This window comes from Stenotrophomonas sp. STEN083 (assembly GCF_056759195.1).
Genome location: NZ_JBRRCU010000052.1, coordinates 1 through 17034, shown reverse-complemented (window position 1 = coordinate 17034; position 17034 = coordinate 1). Strand labels below are relative to the sequence as shown.

Sequence of the window (17034 nt, the reverse complement as noted above, 5' to 3'; positions counted from 1 at the left end):
CCTGCCGAGCATGGCTCGGCACTACAGGTGTTGCGCCCTTTTTTGCTCTTGAGCCCCTCTCCCGCATGCGGGAGAGGGGTTGGGGTGAGGGCAGCCTTTCGCTGGTAAAGCCCCTGCCGGGCATGGCTCGGCACTACAGGTGCGCGGCACTAGGTCAGCAGGCGGCCGCCGTCCAGGCGCAGGGTCTGCCCGGTGATGTAGCCGGCGTCATCCAACAGCCAGCGTACCGCCGAGGCGATCTCGTGCGGGGTGCCGAGGCGGTCGAGCGGGGTGCGCTCCATCAGCTTCTGCTTGGCTGCTTCGCTCTTGCCCTGCTCGGGCCAGAGGATGGCGCCGGGAGCAATGGCATTGACCCGTACGTGCGGAGCCATCTCCAGCGCCAGCGAACGGGTCACCATCTCCAGCGCGGCCTTGGCCGAGCTGTAGGCCGGGTGCTCGCGCAGCGGCTGGGTGGCGTGCAGGTCGGTCAGGTTGACGATGGCGCCGCGCTGCTTGATCAGATGCGGTGCGGCGGCCTGCGCCAGGAAGAACGGCGCGCGCGTATTCACCGCGAACAATTCATCCCATTGCTCCGGCTGTACCTGCCCGAACGGGGTAGGGAAGAAATTGGAGGCGTTGTTGACCAGCGCGTCCAGCCGGCCGAACTGGCCGACGGTCTGTTCCACCAGGTCGGGCAGGGCGGCGACGTCGCGCAGATCGGCCTCCAGCGCCAATACGCTGCCCGCGCGCTCGCTCTCCAGATCGAAGGCCAGTGACTGCAGCTCCTCGCTGGATTGGTGCGCATGCAGGGCGATGCGGTAGCCATGGGCATGCAGGTGACGGGCAATGCCGGCGCCGATGCGGCGCGCGCTGCCGGTGACCAGGGCCACCCGTTGGGATTCTGTCATCTGGGATTTCCTTACTCAGCTATCCTGTGCATTGTCCTCGCAAACCGCCGCATCATGCATTCCGACCTGCCAACCCCCGATTCAGATGCGCTCGCCCACAGCGAGCAGCTGGCCGCGCACCTGCGTGCGGACATCCTTGCCCAGGGCGGTGCGGTGCCGTTCTCACGCTTCATGGAGCTGGCACTGTATGCACCGGGTTGGGGCTATTACAGCGCTGGCGCCAGCAAGTTTGGCGCAGCCGGTGATTTCGTCACCTCGCCTGAAATCGGCTCGCTTTTTGCCGCCACTACCGCCAATGCGGTGGCGCCGGTGCTGAACCAGCTCGGGCCGCAGGCACGTATGCTGGAACTGGGCGGCGGCAGCGGTGCATTCGCCGAAATCATGCTCAAGCGCCTGCTGGAACTGGATGCGCTGCCCGAGCGCTACGCCATCCTTGAACCCAGCGCCGACCTGCGCGAGCGCCAGCGCGAACGCCTCGAGCGCGCACTGATTCCGCCGGTGTTCGCACTGGTGGAGTGGCTGGACCGGCCGTTCGATGACGATTGGGACGGCGTGCTGTTCGCCAACGAGGTGATCGATGCGTTGCCGACGCCACGCTTCCTCGCCGACGAAGGCGAGATCTATGAAGAGACCGTGGAACTCGACGGCGAAGGCCGCTTCGTGCGCGGCGCACAGCCGGCCGATCAGCTGATGCTGGGTGCGGTACGGCATGTGGAGCGTTATCTGGAGCGCCCCTTCGCGCACGGTTACCGTTCCGAAGTGCTGCCGCAGCTGCCGTACTGGATCCAGGCGGTGGCTGGTGGCATGCAGCGTGGTGCGATGCTGTTCGTCGACTACGGCTATTCGCGCAGCGAGTTCTACCAGAGCGAGCGCAATGACGGCACGATGCGCGCGTTCTACCGTCACCGCGTGCACAACGACGTATTCCTGTGGCCGGGCCTGCAGGACATCACCGCCTCGGTGGATTTCACTGCGCTGGCCGAAGCCGGCACCAATGCCGGTTTCGAGCTGGCCGGTTACAGCAACCAGGCCAACTTCCTGCTCGGCAACGGCATCACCGATCTGCTGCTGCAGGCCGAAGCGCGTACCGATGAAGTCGGCCAGCTGCGCCTGCGTGATCAGCTCAAGCGGCTGACCTTGCCGACCGAAATGGGCGAGCGCTTCCAGGTCATGGGCTTCAGTCGTGACGTCGACATGTCGGCTGCCTTCCTGCTGGGCGACCTGACGTGGCGGCTGTAAGCACCACGCTGAAACCGCTGCGTCGCGCAGGATTCTGGTTGGGCCTGTGGTGTGCGGCGGTGTTGGCTGTGATCGTTGTGTGCCTGATCCCGCCACCAGAACTGAACCTGCCGCAGAACAGCGACAAGGTCGAGCATCTGTTGGCCTATTTCATTCTGTCTGCCAGCGCAGTGCAGTTGTTCGGCAGCCGCCGCGCGCTGTGCTGGGTGGCAGCAGGTTTGGTTGCGATGGGCGTTGGCATCGAGTGGGCGCAGGGCGCGCTGACCGCCATGCGCATGGCCGATCCGATGGACGCCCTGGCCAATGCCAGTGGCGTGCTGATCGGCATGCTGACTGTGCTGACGCCGCTGCGGGATTTACTGCTGAGGCTGCAAGGGCGTTGAGCCGATAGTGCGCCGACGGGCAGCGCTGCAAGCTGTTCTGGTTGCGGCTGCAACTTAATTCTTTAGATAAATCAGCTATTTCCGCTGTTTTGGCACTTACGCAGGCGGCCCTTTGGCTGCTACGTTGCGCCATCACAGGCACCGTCGAGGTGCCGGTGATTTTGCAAAGTCGGTGCGGTGCGGGACGTGGGTGGAGAGGACTCACGTACCGCACCGCGCCTTCCCGGCGATTTCTCCCCGGGCCTTACTGCTTCGGCTGCAGACGCACCTGGTCCAGCACCCACATCTGCGGACGGGTATCGCCGCTGAAGGTCATGCACAGGTCGGTGATCTGCCCGGCACCAGCTTGTAGCGGGGCCTCCAGTTCAATGAAGCCATCCTTGCCCGGCTGCTGCGGCAGCGGCACGGTGGCCAGCACGCGGCCCTCGCAGCCTGCACGCACTTCAAATTCACCGTATTGGCTCACCGGCTTGCGGAAGCCGCGCTTGGCTTCCTCCGGCCGCAGCAGGCCGAAGTTGTAGGGAATGCGGCCGGCGCGGACCTTGACCGAGCCGATGTCCTGCAACTGCGCGTCTTCCCACAGCCAGCACGGGTTGAAGATGGTGACGTCGAAGTTGTCGCGCTCACCGTGCAACGGGTTGTCGTCGACCAGACGCAGCAGCAGGCGGCCGCCCTGCGGGCATTGCGCCAGGGTCTTGTCGGTGCGGGTCAGCAGCGACTGCGCATCGAAGTTCCATTGGCTGGGTTTGTCGGCCACCGGCTTGCCGTTGAAGAAGGTAAGCGCGGTCAGCACGGTCGGCACCGGCAAGGTCAGCGCGCCGGGATAGGCCGGTGACTGCGCAGTAGGCGTACTACCGTCGGTGGTGTAGCGGATGTCGCGGTAGCTGAGCGGGTTGGACAGTTCGACCGTCACCTTTTCAGCTGCACGATCATCCTGACGCTTCATCGCCACCGACAACGCGGTCTGGCCGTAGTCAATGCCCAATGCCTTATAGCGCTGCAACTGCGCCGGCAGACGTGCGAGGAAGTCGTCGTAGCTCTTGTTCTGCAGCGGCGTCCAGGCGATCTCGGACAGTGCCGCCAGGCGCGGGAACACGTTGTGCTTGAGGTCCTTGCCGTTGCGGGTGTGTTCGGTCCACATATTGGCCTGCACGCCGATCACGTGCTTGCGCTGCGCCGGGGTCAGCTCGGCCGGCACCGGGTCGAAGGCGTAGACGCGCTGCATCGAGGTGAACTTGGGACGACCGGTCGGCTCTTCCGGCAGATTGGTCTGCAGGAAATCCAGGTACAAGGTATTGCCCGGCGTCATCACCACGTCGTGGCCATGGGTGGCCGCTTCGATGCCGCCTTCGATGCCACGCCACGACATCACCGTGGCCTGCGGCGGCAGGCCGCCCTCGATGATTTCGTCCCAGCCGATCAGCTTGCGGTCGTGGTCTTCCAGGTACTTTTCCAGCCGCTTGAGCATGTGCGACTGCAGTGCTTCTTCGTCCTTCAGCCCCAGCTCGCGGATATAGGCCTGCACCTGCGGCGAATCCTGCCACTGGTACTTCACTGCCTCGTCGCCACCGATATGGATGTACTGGCCGGGGAACATCTCCAGCACTTCGGCCAGGATGTTCTCCAGGAACTGCAGGGTTTCCTCGCGCGGGTTGAACAGGTAGGGATTCACGCCCCAGTTCGCTGACGGTTGGGTCGGACCATCGACCACGCCGTGTTCCGGGTAGGCGGCAACCGCGGCCTGTGCATGACCGGGCACGTCGATCTCTGGCACAACCTTAATGTGGCGTGCGGCGGCATAGGCGACCACGTCACGGATCTGTTCCTGCGTGTAGTAACCGCAATACAGATGCGGCTTGCCGTCAGCACCAACGCCGGCTTCGCCAGCAGCGGCGCGGCAGCTGCCCACTTCGGTCAGCTTCGGGTAGCGCTTGATCTCCATGCGCCAGCCCTGGTCATCGGTCAGATGCCAGTGGAAGGTGTTGAGCTTGTGCGTCGCCATCGCATCGAGGATCAGCTTGATGTCATCGATGCTCTGGAAGTGCCGCGCAGAGTCGAGCATGAAGCCGCGCCAGCTGAAGCGCGGTGCATCTTCGACCTGCATCGCCGCCAGGCTGATGCTGTTCGCAGGCGCACCAGCAAGCAGCTGCCACAGTGACATCGCGCCATAGAACAGGCCGCGTGCATCATCGGCTTCGACCAGCACGCCATCGTTGTTGATACGCAGCGTGTAGCCCTCGGGTGAAGCTGCATTGGAGGCAGGCTTGTTGATGCGGAACTGGATTGCGCCCTTGGCTTGGCCACTGCTGCTGGACGTGAGCCGCAGCGGTGTGGTGCGCGCCAGCAGCTGGGTGAACTGTGTGGCGACTTCGCTGGCGCCGTCGGCAGCGATCACGCGGGTGGAGGCATCGACGCTGAAGCGGCCGTTGCCTGGCAGCACCGATACCGGGCGCGGAATGATGCTGGCACCTGTGACTTCCACCGGTAGTTGCGACGCAGCCGGCGCGGTATTGGTGGCGGCTGGCGCATGGCCGCTGCTGGCGGCGAGTGCAAGCAGCAGTGCGGCGTGCAGTGCATGGGTGGAGAGTCGGTGTCCGGTCATCGTGAATCCTCTTTGAAATGTCGGCTGACATGCAGCCGCACGGTGTTGCGTTTGCGGTTGAAATTACGGTTTCTGCGATCCACGGGGGGAGGAAGGCAAGGCGGAACTGGCCTGCAGTGCGGCAGGTGATGGCAGGGAAGAAGTGATCGTGTGCGCTGGGATCATCGCATCCAGCGCGAAACCCATCAGCACACCTTCGATGTCGGCTGCAGCGAGCGTCGTACCATCCGTGGCGACGCTGCCTGCGATACCCCATTGGAAACCATGGCCGGCCGGCATCGGATAGCGGGCCAACAGACGCCCATCACGGCGATCAATCAGTCCGATGCCGGCGCTGTGCTCAAGGAAATAGGGGTTGCCTGCAGCCATGCCGACAATCAGGAAATCGCCGGTCGGCAGTGGTGTGCCCCAACTCCATCCACCTACGTCGGTGCGCCAGCGAACGTGGCCGTTACGGGTATCGATCGCGCTGATCTTACGCAGATCGGAAGAGCCGATGTACAGCGTGTCGCCGTCGAAAGCGGGCTCCGATTCGATCCACGATGTCCAGAACTGGGTGCGCCACAGCGGGCTTCCGTTGCTGGCATGCATCGCATGCAGCACACCACTGCGGTCGTTGGCGAATACGCGGCCGGCATGCACCATCGGCGCCGCGCCGGGCCGCGAGCTCATGCGGTACTGCCACGCAGGCTTGCCATCGTGCAGCGCCAGCGCCTGTACGATGCCGGCTTCGGTGACGACGAACAGCTGCCCACCATCGCTGGCTGGACTGTGCTGAATGCGATCACGCAGCTGGATCTTCCAGCGCATTGCACCAGTGCCGGCATCCAGTGCCTGCACGCTGCCGTCGGCGCCGCCGACATACAGCTGACCATCTATCAGCAAAGGCCGCGGTGCCTGCCACTCCCAGGCGGCAAGTTGTGGTTGTGGCGGTTCGCGACTGGTTTGGCTGCCCTGGATGGAAGAGCGCCATTGCTCGTGCCCGGTGCTGCGGTCGAGGCGATGCAGGTAGCCGCCGTCGCTGGTTACGAAAACCGCATCGGCGGTGAGCAGGGCACTGGCATACACCGGGTAGCCGGTGGTGGTGGTCCACAGTACCGCGCCGTCGTCGAGCTCTACTGCCGAGACCGCGCCTGCGGTTGTACCGATATAGGCGATGCCGTCGCGGGTCACTGGCGAAGCGAATATCTGCCCGCCCAGGCGCGTGCTCCAGCGCGGCGCCGGCAATGTTTTCAAATCCGTGGGGGGCGACGCTGCGGCGGGCAGCTGGTCGCGGGTGCTGCGGCGCAGGCTGACCTGCTCGCCGTCAGCGAACAGGCTGCCGGCGAGACGGTCGCCGTGTTGCCGCAGTGTCATGTGCATGGCGCGCTGCGCCAGCACGTTGTTGTCGAAATCTGCCTTGCCATGCAGTGGCAGGCTCTGCAGATGTGCCATCGGCAGGTCGATCCGCATGTCATAGCGACCATTGGCATCGGCCTTGAGTTCCAGCCCGATCGCAACCTTCTCGCGCGCGCTGCCGATCTCACCGAGCCAATAGCCGGAGAGGTCGGTCACCTGGGCTTGGGCAAGGTTGCTGATTGCAAACAAGCAGGCAAGCAGCAGGAGTGACCAGCCGTGGTGCTGGCGCTGTACAGGAGCACTGCTGCGAAGGGATGTGCGTGTCATGGTGGCCCGGCAAGGGTCGTAGGACGTTCAATACGAAGGATGGGTGCGGGCCCGATGAACCGGGCCCGCGGTACGGCATCAGCGGCAACGCGGCTTAGAAATCAAAGCGCAGCGAGGCCATGTAGCGACGGCCGGTGGTGTACAGGCCATTGGTGAGCAGCTTGCTGCCGAAGTAGCTGTGATAGTTCTCGTTGAGCAGGTTCATGGCATTGATCTGGATTGCCAGGTTTTCGTTGACACGATAGCCGACGGACGCATCCAGCGAGCCGTAGTCATCGGTCCATACCTGGGTATTGGCCGCGGCCATGCGGGTGAAGTACTTGTCGCGCCAGCCGTAGGTGACCCGTGCGCTCCAATTGCCCTGTTCGAAGTAGGGGCTGATGTTGAACTGGTGCTCGGAGTTGAACGGCAGCGGGCGACCATCATCGGCTTCGCCATCGGAGAAGGTGTAGTTGGCGACGATGCCGAAGCCAGCGCCCAAGCCCTGCTGCCATGCCAGCGAGTAACCGCGGACCTTGGCATTGCCGGCGTTCTGCGGACGGGTTACGTCATACAGATCGTCACGGTTCTGGTTGATGTTGTAGTGGCTCTCTTTCTGCGACTGATTGAGGATGTAATCCTTGACGTCACGGTAGAACAGCGACGCGGCAAGGATCGCGTTCTCCGACAGGTACCATTCGGCGGAGAAATCGAAGTTGGTGGACTGGTACGGATCCAGGTCGGGGTTGCCGCCGGCGCCGGACAGGTTCAGGTCGGTCAGCCAGATGTAGCTGGACATGTCCGCATAGTTCGGACGGGCGATGACCTTGGCCGAAGAGAAGCGCAGCACTACATCATCGTTGAGGTCGTAGATCAGGTTGAGGTTGGGCAGTACGTTGTTGTACTTCTTGCCAGCAACGACGGTCTCCCATTGCGGGCAGGGATTCACGTTGTTGGCGCAGGTGTAGCCCTCGTTGGTGGTTTCGGTGCGCACGTAGCGAACACCGATGTTGCCGCGCAGGCGATCAAAGCTGAAATCAGCCTGGGCGTAGAGCGCCTTGCTGTCTTCCTCGATCGACCAGGTGTTGCGGGCGAACTCGCCGGAGCTGAACGGCGACAGTGCCGGCATTGATGCGCCAGGGGCCAGCCACTTGCCGCTCATGATCCACTCGTACAGCTTGGCGGGGTCGACGGTAAAACGATCGCCGAGCGCGCCGCCATTGCCGAGCCCGGACAGATAATCGCCCGGCATCGGCCGCGGGCCGAACTCGCCGGCACTGTTGGTGGCGGTGGTGTTGAGGCCGAAACCGCGCTGCACCTGGCCGACGAAGTGATCGCGCTGCTTGTAGCCGACACGCAGCAGGTAGACCGGCGAGTCGAGCTTCAGGCCGAAGTCGATCTGCCCATACTTTTCCTTGTCCACGGTCGGCTTCTCGACCACGTTGCCGGCCCAGCCTTCGAAGCGGAACAGCGACGGATCGGTGAACGGATTGCCGTTCGGGAAGCTGACTTCAAATGGATTGGTGTCGGAGTTCTGGACCTTCCATTCATAGTCGGTGTGGGCAAGGAACTCGCTGTAGAACTGGCGCGGGCCAGCATCGGCGCGGGTGCTGCCGAGCTGCGTGCTGAGCGACCAGCGCTCGTCGTTCCATGCAGCCTTCAGGTCGTAGGTGCGCGACTTTGTCTCGGCCCAGCGACTCTGCAGGTCGAAGATCGACAGCGCGTTCTTCATCTTGCCGCCAGTGACGATGCCATCCTTGATGGTGATGTCGGTCAGCCTGCCGCCGCTGTGGAAGTTGTTGCCCTGGTTGATGAACATCGGGTGGGTTTGATGGTCATAGCTGGCATCGATGGCGAAGGCGTTGAACTCGATGTCGAGCTTTTCAACCGGCTTGGCCTGCAGGCTCAGGGTATAGGTGTCGCGCTTGCGTTCCTGCTCGAAGAACGCCGCGCCGGCGGAGTTGACGCCGATCGCGTTCGGGTTGGCACGGATTGCGTCGGCGCAGGCACCAGCACAATTGCCGTTGGCGATGGACGCATTGAACGCGCTGGCGGTGATGACGTTGAATGCCTCGTAGCCTTCGCGGCGGATGTTTTCCTCGTCACGCTGTGCCGAGAACACCACGCCGAAGTTCTCGGCCTGGTTCTTCCAACCCAGCAGCAGTGCGGCGTTCGGGTCGTTGGAGCTGGCTACTTCGTTGCGGGTCATGCCGACCTGGCCGGAGATGGTCAGTGACTTCTCCATGTCCAAGGGCTTGCGCGTGCTGATCATCACGGTGCCGCCGATCGAGCCTTCGTCCAGGCGCGCTTCGGGTGACTTGAATACCTCGATCTTGCCGACCAGCTGCGGTGCCAGCAGCGAGTAGTTGAAGGTACGGGTCGGGAAGTCGGACATGTTCCAGTCGCCCGAGGCGATGGTCTGGCCGTTGAGCAGGGTGCGGTTGAGCGAAGGATCGGTGCCGAGGATGCTGACGCGCTCGCCCTGACCGAAGGCGCGGTCGATGGCGACGCCGGGGATGATGGTCATCGCTTCGGCGACGTTGGTGGCCGGGAACTTGCCCACGTCTTCGGCGGTGATCACGTCGACGATGGCGTCGGCATTGCGCTTGGTCTCCAGCGACTGCTGCAGGCTGGCGCGGATGCCGGTGACAACGACACGGTCAAGCTCGGTTGCTTCTTTCTGCGCGTCCTGGGCGGCAGCGGAGAAGCTGATTGCCAGACAACTGATGATGGCGGCGGTGAGTGGCGACTTGCGGTGGTTCAAAGGTCTCTCTCCCTTTGCTGATGGATGGCCGGCAAATGCGTGCCGGTCAGTGATTGCCGTAGCCCGGCGGGCGTGCGGATAGTTGATCGCGGTCACCGAGCTGGCCGACCGCGTGGAACCTGGCGTCAGTCAATGGCGGTCATGGGGATGAAGTCGCGCGCGGCCGCCCTGCGATACAGGCCGACGACGTGGAAAAAGCGAAGGTGTAGCTGGCGATGCTGGTCCACGTCATGCCTCGATGCGTTGGGTGGAGCGCGGGACTACCGGTGTTCAGCCAGAACTGGAGTTTGCTCGGCTTTTTGGTGTTTTGCAAAAATAATTTTCATGAAAAAAATAAGGCCAAAGAGATCTTTTTCAGGCATTTATTACTTATTTTGCGCATTAATTGCGTTGAAATTGTTTTTTATTTCAAGTCCTCTTGAGAGATCTTGAAGATATTATTTTCAGCTATGAAAATTATATTCAGCTTCAATTCATTGGTAATTTGGGTTCCGCTTCGCCGCCGTCGGGCTGTTGCGGGCACAAAAAAAGCGGGCCTGGAAAACCCAGGCCCGCTGGAGGAGAAAGAACAGCGGAAACGGTATTGCGTTGGTGCTGGCTTAGAAGGCGAAGCGCAGCGAAGCGTTGTAACGACGGCCGCTCAGGTAGGCGCCGCGCAGCAGCTGCTCGGTGCCGGAGTAGGAGTGGTACTCCTCATCGAGCAGGTTCATGCCTTCCAGGGCAACGGTCAGGTTGTCGGTGATCTTGTAGGAGATGGAGGCATCGACCGAGGTGTAGTCCATGGTCCACAGGTCACGACCGCCGCTGACGTTGGTGAAGTACTTGTCGCGCCAGTTGTAGGTGATGCGGGCTGCCAACTTGTCGTTCTCGAAGAACGGGGCGATGTTGAACTGGTTCTTCGAGTTGTACGGCAGCGGACGGCCGTTGGTGGCCTCGCCATCGGAGTACGTGTAGTTGGCGACGATGCCGAAGCCCATGCCGAAGTTCTGCTGCCACGCCAGGGATGCGCCCTTGATCTTGGCGTCGCCGGCATTCTGCGGACGATCAACGCGATAGATGGTTTCCTTGCCCTGGTTGATGTTCCAGTGGGATTCCTCGCGGGTTGCCATCAGGATGTAGTCGGAAACGTCGCGGTAGAACAGCGAGCCGGCCAGGATCGCGTTCTGCGAGAAATACCACTCGGCCGAGAAGTCCAGGTTGGTGGACAGGTAGGGCTTCAGGTCCGGATTGCCGCCGCCGCCGGTCTGCTGCTGATCGGACAGCCACAGGTAGCTGGACACGTCGGCGTAGCTCGGACGGGCCATGGTCTTGGCTGCGGAGAAGCGCAGCACCAGCTCGTCGGTGGCGTCGTAGACCAGGTTCAGGTTCGGGAGTGCGTTGTTGTACTTGCTCGGCTTGACCCGCCACTCGTACTTGTCCGCCGTGCAGTCCTTGGGGTTGTTGACGGTGCAGATCCACGCTCCGCTGCCAACTTCGGTCTGTACGTAGCGCACGCCGATGTTGCCGCGCAGGCGGTCGAAGCTGAAATCGGCCTGCACGTAGGCGGCCTTGATGTCTTCTTCGATCGTCCAGGTATTGCGTGCGAATTCCGCATTGCCCAGTGTGGTCGGGACCGGCGCGGTCTGCCACGGTGCCAGCCACTTGTTGCTGGCGATGTAGTCGGCCAATGCCCAGCCATCGATGGTGAAGCGGTCGGCGAGGTCGCCATAGCCGCCAAAGCCGCTCAGATAGTTGCCAGGCAGCGGGCGCGGGTTGAACATCGAGGCGGTGGCATCGCCATAGCCTTGGATCGATGCCAGCGTCACGCCGCGCTGGATCTGGCCGGTCTCATGCGAGCGCTGCTTGTAGCCGGCGCGGATCAGGTAGACCGGCGAATCCAGCTTCAGGCCGAAGTCCAGCTGGCCGTAGGTTTCCTTGTCCAGGGTTGGCTTTTCCACCAGGTTGCCACCCCAGCCCGATGCCCAGTTCCCTTCGGCTGGCGGGTTGGTGTGCCACGGATCGGCATAGCCGCCATCCATGCGGAAGGCTTCCGGATCGGTGAACGGGTTTTTGCCGTGGAAGGTGACGCTGCCCGGCTTGTTCGGGCCATTCTCGATCGACCAGGTGTAGTCGGCGTTGGCCAGGAAGCTGCCATAGACCTGCTTCGGGCCACCCTCGGCCTTGGTGCGACCGATATGGGTGGAGGCGAACCAGCGCTCATCGTTCCAGTCGACCTTGATGTCGTAGGTTTCCGACTCGACCTTGGCCCGGCGGTTCTGCAGATCGAACGCCACGCGGCCGTTCTTGTGCGTACCACTGGTAATCAAGCCGTCCTTGATGGTGACATCGGTCATCGTCATCAGGCCGCCATAGGTATTGCCCGGCCAGACGAACATGGACTGCGCCATGTGGTCGAAGTTCGCGTCGACCTTCAAGGCGTTGAACTCGATGTTCAGCTGCTCGACCGGCTTGAATTGCAGCGATGCCGAATAGGTGTTGCGCTTGCGCTTCTGTTCAAAGAAGTGCGCGCTCATCGAGCCCGGGCCCACTGCGTTCGGGTTGGCGTTCAAGGCGTCGGCACAGGCGCCCTGGCAGGTGCCGGGCTTCTGCGGCTGCTGGCCATTGGGCAGTGGCGGAACCGACCAGTCGACACCGGTGTTGTTGACCGAGCCGGCTGCGCCATCGACGCCATCGCGGTAGTTCTTGGCAGTGACGGTGCCGTAGGACTCGATGCCGTCACGGCGGATGCTTTCGTTGCTGGCCTGTGCCGAGAGGATGAAGCCGAAGTTTTCGGCCTGGTTCTTCCAGCCGAAGGCAGCAGAGGCGCTGGGGTCGGTCTTGTCGACGCGATCGTTGCGGCCGTAGCTGACGCGACCGCTGACGCTGACCTTCTCCGGCATGTCCAGCGGCTTGCGCGTGGAGATGTTGACGGTGCCGCCGATCGAGCCCTCATCCAGGCGTGCTTCCGGTGACTTGAATACTTCGACCTTGCCGACCAGTTCAGGCGCCAGCAACGAGTAGTTGAAGGTGCGGGTCGGGAAGTCGGACATGTTCCAGTCGCCCGAAGCGATGGACTGGCCGTTGAGCAGGGTGCGGTTCAAGGCAGGGTCGGTGCCGAGGATGGACACCTTCTCGCCTTGGCCATATGCGCGGTCGATGGTGACGCCCGGAATGATGGTCATCGCTTCGGCGACGTTGGTGGCCGGGAACTTGCCCACGTCCTCGGCGGTGATCACGTCGACGATGGAATCGGCGTTGCGCTTGGTTTCCAGCGACTGCTGCAGGCTGGCACGGATGCCGGTGACGACAACGCGGTCAAGCTCGGTGGCTTCCTTGCTGGCTTCCTGCGCGTGCGCGGAAAAGCTCAGACAGGTGACGATGGCGGCGGATAGTACGGACTTGCGGTACCTCATGATGTCTCTCCTCATCATTGATGGATGCCGGCGAACTGGCCGGAAGTTGTGTCACTGGAAGCGGTGCATGGGCGGGCTGCCGCATGCGCCTGCGTTACTGCCGAGTGCGGTGCGCTGGGATCGATTTCCCTGCGTCCCAGATACCAACTGGCGGCGCCGATGACGCCCAGTTGCCCGTGCTCTACCAACTTCACGGGGATGCGTTGCAGCGCTTCGCGCATCGGTCCCTTGTTGAGGAACCGCTCGGCGAAGCTGCTGTTGATGAGGAACTGGCTGATCTTGGGCAGGATGCCGCCAGCCAGATAGATGCCGCCTTGCGCGCCGTACAGCAGCGCCATGTCGCCGATGGTCGAGCCGAGAATCGCGCAGAACAGCTGCAGCGTCTGTTCGGCAACCGGATCGCCGCCATCGCAGGCAGCGGCGCTGATTGCATCGGGTGTGACGTGCACGGGCGCGGTGTCGCGCACGGCGCACAGTGCGTTGTACAGGTTGAGCAGGCCCGGGCCAGACAAGGCGTGCTCGATGGCGACATGGTTGCGCCCGCGCAGCATCTGCTGCAGCACGGCGACTTCCAGTGCGGTGCTGGCGCTCAGCGAGGCTTGTCCGGCTTCAGTGGCCAGCACCATCGAGCGGCTGCCATTGGGAATCCACAGTGCCGCGCCCAGGCCGGTGCCGGGGCCCACGATCAGTACCGGTCCCTCGGCGGCGAGGGCAGGGCCGCTCAGCAGTAGTGCGTCGCTGGCATCGATATGTGCGGCGGCATGGGCTACGGCTTCGAAATCATTGACCAGATGCACCGCGGCGAAGCCGAGATCATCGCGGATGCGGTTGCACGACAGCGGCCACGGCAGGTTGGCTGAGATCACCGTGCCATCGGGCAGGGCGAAACCGGCACTGGCGATGGCGCATTCGCGCACGGTGGCGCGGTCAACCGGGAACTGGGCAAGGATGCTGCTCAGGTCCGGGTAGTCGGCGCAGCGGTATTGGCGGTAGGCCAGCAGCTGCATGGGTGCGCCGGCGCTGCTGCCCGGCTGCACAAGGCCTACGCGGACGTGGGTGCCACCCACATCCGCGGCCAGCAACGGCGCGGTGGATGTAGGAGTGGTCAGCTTGGCTGTTGTGTTCCGGCTGGCAACCACGCACGTCCCCTGGAAGTTGGCGCGACACCTGTTGGCGTTGCGGCATGCGAAGTGTCCGTGCTTCGTGACAACGATGTCAAGGCGCAGTGCAAAAAATTTTCATCGCTCGGGCTCAGTTGGCAGTGCTCATATATCAATGATTTCAGTGACTATTTTTGTTTCATGTGAAATATATGAACGTTTTTGCGTTTTGCCCCACGGGGTTGATGAAGTCCTGTGAAATTTTTTGGCACGCCCAGGCCCCCTGTAGGAGCGGCGTAAGCCGCGAAGCCGGAGGCAACGAAATGGAGGGCTTTTCTGTATCCCGATCGGTTACGGGCATCGGTGAGTTGATGTACAGGGCTTCTGCCGGGTGTTGGATCCATTGCTTCGCGGCTTACGTCGCTCCGGTAGCTCCGCACAAATCAGGGAATTTCCAACGGCCTTATGGCAGACAGCACAAGGCCACCGCATGCGGTGGCCTTGTGCTTACAACAAATCGCTGTGTGGATTACTTGGCCGGTTCGAGCTTGATCCAGTCCAGCGTCCACATGTTGGGGCGGGTGTCGCCGGTGAAGCGTACGCACAGGTCGCCACGCGTTGCCGGTGCGGCGATGCTGGCGTCCAGTTCGAGGAAGCCGTCCGCACCCGGTTCGGCCGGCAGTGGGATCGAGGCCAGCGGCTTGCCTTCGCAGTTGGCCAGGATCTCCATCTCACCGTGGGCAGTGCGAGCCGGCGCGAACTTGCGCGACGGTTCGTCGTGGGCCAGCTGGAAGTTGTACGGGATGCGACCGGCACGCACCTTGATGCTGGCGATGCCGGACAGGTCAACATCGCTCCACAACCAGCACGGGTTGAAGATGTTGACGTTGAACACTTCACGCTCGCCTTCGGCCGGACCGTCATCTTCCAGGCGCAGCAGCAGCTTGCCGCCATTCGGGCACAGGCCGAGCTGGGTGTCCTCACGGACCAACAGTGATGCGGCATCCAGCTTGAAGCTGCTGGCCGCTGCCAACGGCTTGCCATCGAAGAAGGCCGCGGCCTGTACCTGCACCGGTACCTTCAACTGCAACGGCTGCGCGTACAGCGGCGAGCTTGCGGTGACGGCACTGCCGTCCAGGGTGTAGTGCACCGGGTAGCCCAGCGGATTGTTGAGGCTCACCTGCACTGCACCGGTACGGTGTTCGCCCTTGTCCTGCATGTCGACCTGGAACGGCGTCTTTGCATAGGCGATGTTCATTGCCTGGTAGCGCTGCAGCTGACGCGGCAGGCGTTGCAGGAAGTTGCTGAAGTTGCGCTTGTTCTGCGGGCTCCAGCCGGTCTCGGCGACCGCAGCCAGGCGCGGGAACAGGTTGTGCTCCAGGTTCTGGTCGTTGCGGGTGTGCTCGTTGAACATGTTGGCCTGCAGGCCAAGGATGTGCGCGCGCTTGTCGGCGGCAAGTTCGGCCGGTACCGGTTCGAACTCGTAGGCTTTCTGCAGGGGGATGGTGGTCGGGCGGCCCGGCGGCTCGTTCGGCGACTCGGTCTGCAGGTAGTCCATGTACATATGGGTGACCGGCGACATCACCACGTCGTGGCCTTCGCTGGCAGCCTTGAGCCCACCCTCGGTGCCACGCCAGGACATCACCGTGGCCTCCGGCGGCAGACCGCCTTCGAGGATTTCGTCCCAGCCGATCAGGCGGCGGTCGTGTTGCTCAAGGAATTTCTCCAGGCGCTTGATGATATGGCTCTGCATCTCCATTTCATCCTTGGCGCCAAGTTCGCGCATGCGTTCCTGCACGCGTTTGGAGGCGATCCACTGGTCCTTGACGGCTTCGTCGCCGCCGACATGCACGTACTTGGACGGGAACATCTGGATCACTTCTTCCAGCACGTTCTCCAGGAACTGGAAGGTGGCTTCCTCGGTGTTGAACAGATTCGGGAACACGCCCCACTGGTTGTCGATGACCAGTTTCTGATCGGTGGTGCCCAGTTCCGGGTAGGCGACGATGGCGGCGGTGGCGTGCCCGGGTACGTCGATTTCCGGGATCACCTGGATGTGGCGCTCGGCGGCGTACGCGATGATTTCGCGGATCTGCTCCTGCGTGTAGTAACCGCAGTACTGGCGCGGCTCGCCAGTGGCGGTATTGATGCCGGCATCGCCCAGCGGCACGCGGCAGCTGCCGACTTCAGTCAGCTTCGGGTAGCGCTTGATCTCCATGCGCCAGCCTTGGTCATCGGTGAGATGCCAATGGAAGATATTGAGCTTGTGCTGCGCCATGGCATCGAGCAGCTTCTTGATCTCATCCATGCTCTGGAAGTGGCGTGCCGAATCGAGCATGAAGCCACGCCACGGGAAGCGCGGAGTATCAGCGATGGTGGCGGCGGCGACGTGGCCGGGCGTGTTGCCGGTCAGCAGCTGGGCGGCGGTGACTGCGCCATAGAACAGGCCGACATCATCACCGGCGCTGACATCGATGCCGGTGTTGGAGACCTTCAGTGCATAACCTTCGGCAGTGTTGGTTGCCGAAGGGTCGAGGCGGAAGCGGATCTGCGCGCTGCCGGCATTGTCGGCAATGGCCAGGGTCGGGCCGCCATTCTGCTTCAACAACGTCACGAACTGCGCGGCGGCGCGGCGTGCTGCCTCGTCGTTGCCGCCGACGCGGGCGGAACTCTTCAACACGAAGTCCTTGCCGCCGTCAGCCTGGTAGCTGGCGGGCAGGGGGACAAGCGAAGGGGCGGAGGTGGTGTCGGCGGCCTGGACCTGCAGGGCGGACATGCCCAGCAACACGCAGCTGCTGAGCCACGGCGCGCGGCTGCGCTTGTGGAAGGACTTCGTCATGGGCGGAGCTCCTGTTTGTGCTTGGGCGGCAGTGTGTAGCGCCGCATCGATCTTGTGTAGTGCCGAGCCAAGCTCGGCATGGTGTTGTTCTGTAGTGCCCCGGCCCCCTCGGGCGCGGGGGGGGACCGGGCGGGCCCACGCACCCCGACGCTGGCGACCAAGAAAAACCCCAAAAAAAAACCCC

General features: G+C 62.9%; 9 protein-coding genes. 2 read left to right on the top strand and 7 right to left on the bottom strand.

From position 1 onward, the window contains the following. Positions 1-149: 149 nt before the first annotated feature. On the bottom strand, positions 150-887 hold the full coding sequence (locus ACVOK8_RS14395) for a pteridine reductase (protein ID WP_481535645.1): 738 nt from the start codon (positions 885-887) through the stop codon (positions 150-152). Between the two features lie 54 nt (positions 888-941). On the opposite strand from ACVOK8_RS14395, the gene ACVOK8_RS14390 reads away from it, so the two are divergent. Together ACVOK8_RS14390 and ACVOK8_RS14385 are read left to right on the top strand one after the other, a co-directional pair. Continuing rightward, positions 942-2126: a class I SAM-dependent methyltransferase gene (locus ACVOK8_RS14390; RefSeq protein WP_481567428.1), complete on the top strand. Its 1185-nt coding sequence runs from the start codon at positions 942-944 to the stop codon at positions 2124-2126. Beyond that, entirely contained in the window at positions 2114-2509 is a 396-nt protein-coding gene (locus ACVOK8_RS14385; RefSeq protein WP_481567426.1) for a VanZ family protein, read from the top strand. The genes ACVOK8_RS14390 and ACVOK8_RS14385 overlap by 13 nt, the downstream gene beginning before the upstream one ends. 244 nt (positions 2510-2753) lie before the next feature. On the opposite strand, the gene ACVOK8_RS14380 is transcribed toward ACVOK8_RS14385, so the two are convergent. From ACVOK8_RS14380 to ACVOK8_RS14355, 6 genes are all read right to left on the bottom strand, one after another. Beyond that, positions 2754-5111: a beta-N-acetylhexosaminidase gene (locus ACVOK8_RS14380; RefSeq protein ID WP_481567425.1), complete on the bottom strand. Its 2358-nt coding sequence runs from the start codon at positions 5109-5111 to the stop codon at positions 2754-2756. 63 nt (positions 5112-5174) lie between these two features. Beyond that, positions 5175-6665 (bottom strand): outer membrane protein assembly factor BamB family protein, encoded by a 1491-nt coding sequence (locus ACVOK8_RS14375; protein ID WP_481567424.1) that lies wholly within the window; start codon positions 6663-6665, stop codon positions 5175-5177. A gap of 205 nt (positions 6666-6870) precedes the next feature. Next, positions 6871-9519: a TonB-dependent receptor gene (locus tag ACVOK8_RS14370; RefSeq protein WP_481567423.1), complete on the bottom strand. Its 2649-nt coding sequence runs from the start codon at positions 9517-9519 to the stop codon at positions 6871-6873. Between the two features lie 599 nt (positions 9520-10118). Next, positions 10119-12911 (bottom strand): TonB-dependent receptor, encoded by a 2793-nt coding sequence (locus tag ACVOK8_RS14365; protein ID WP_481567422.1) that lies wholly within the window; start codon positions 12909-12911, stop codon positions 10119-10121. Between the two features lie 14 nt (positions 12912-12925). After that, positions 12926-14050 carry a glucokinase gene (locus ACVOK8_RS14360; RefSeq protein ID WP_481567421.1) on the bottom strand — a complete coding sequence of 375 codons (1125 nt, stop codon included), beginning with the start codon at positions 14048-14050 and terminating at the stop codon, positions 12926-12928. Positions 14051-14540: 490 nt separating this feature from the next. Continuing rightward, complete coding sequence (locus tag ACVOK8_RS14355; protein WP_481567420.1) at positions 14541-16850, bottom strand: beta-N-acetylhexosaminidase; 2310 nt, start codon at positions 16848-16850, stop codon at positions 14541-14543. Positions 16851-17034: the final 184 nt, after the last annotated feature.

Bases quoted from the DNA above. Each gene is read 5' to 3' on its own strand.
- ACVOK8_RS14395 (WP_481535645.1), bottom strand. From the start codon at position 887: ATGACAGAATCCCAACGGGTGGCCCTGGTCACCGGCAGCGCGCGCCGC.
- ACVOK8_RS14390 (WP_481567428.1), top strand. From the start codon at position 942: ATGCATTCCGACCTGCCAACCCCCGATTCAGATGCGCTCGCCCACAGC.
- ACVOK8_RS14380 (WP_481567425.1), bottom strand. From the start codon at position 5,111: ATGACCGGACACCGACTCTCCACCCATGCACTGCACGCCGCACTGCTG.
- ACVOK8_RS14365 (WP_481567422.1), bottom strand. From the start codon at position 12,911: ATGAGGTACCGCAAGTCCGTACTATCCGCCGCCATCGTCACCTGTCTG.
- ACVOK8_RS14355 (WP_481567420.1), bottom strand. From the start codon at position 16,850: ATGACGAAGTCCTTCCACAAGCGCAGCCGCGCGCCGTGGCTCAGCAGC.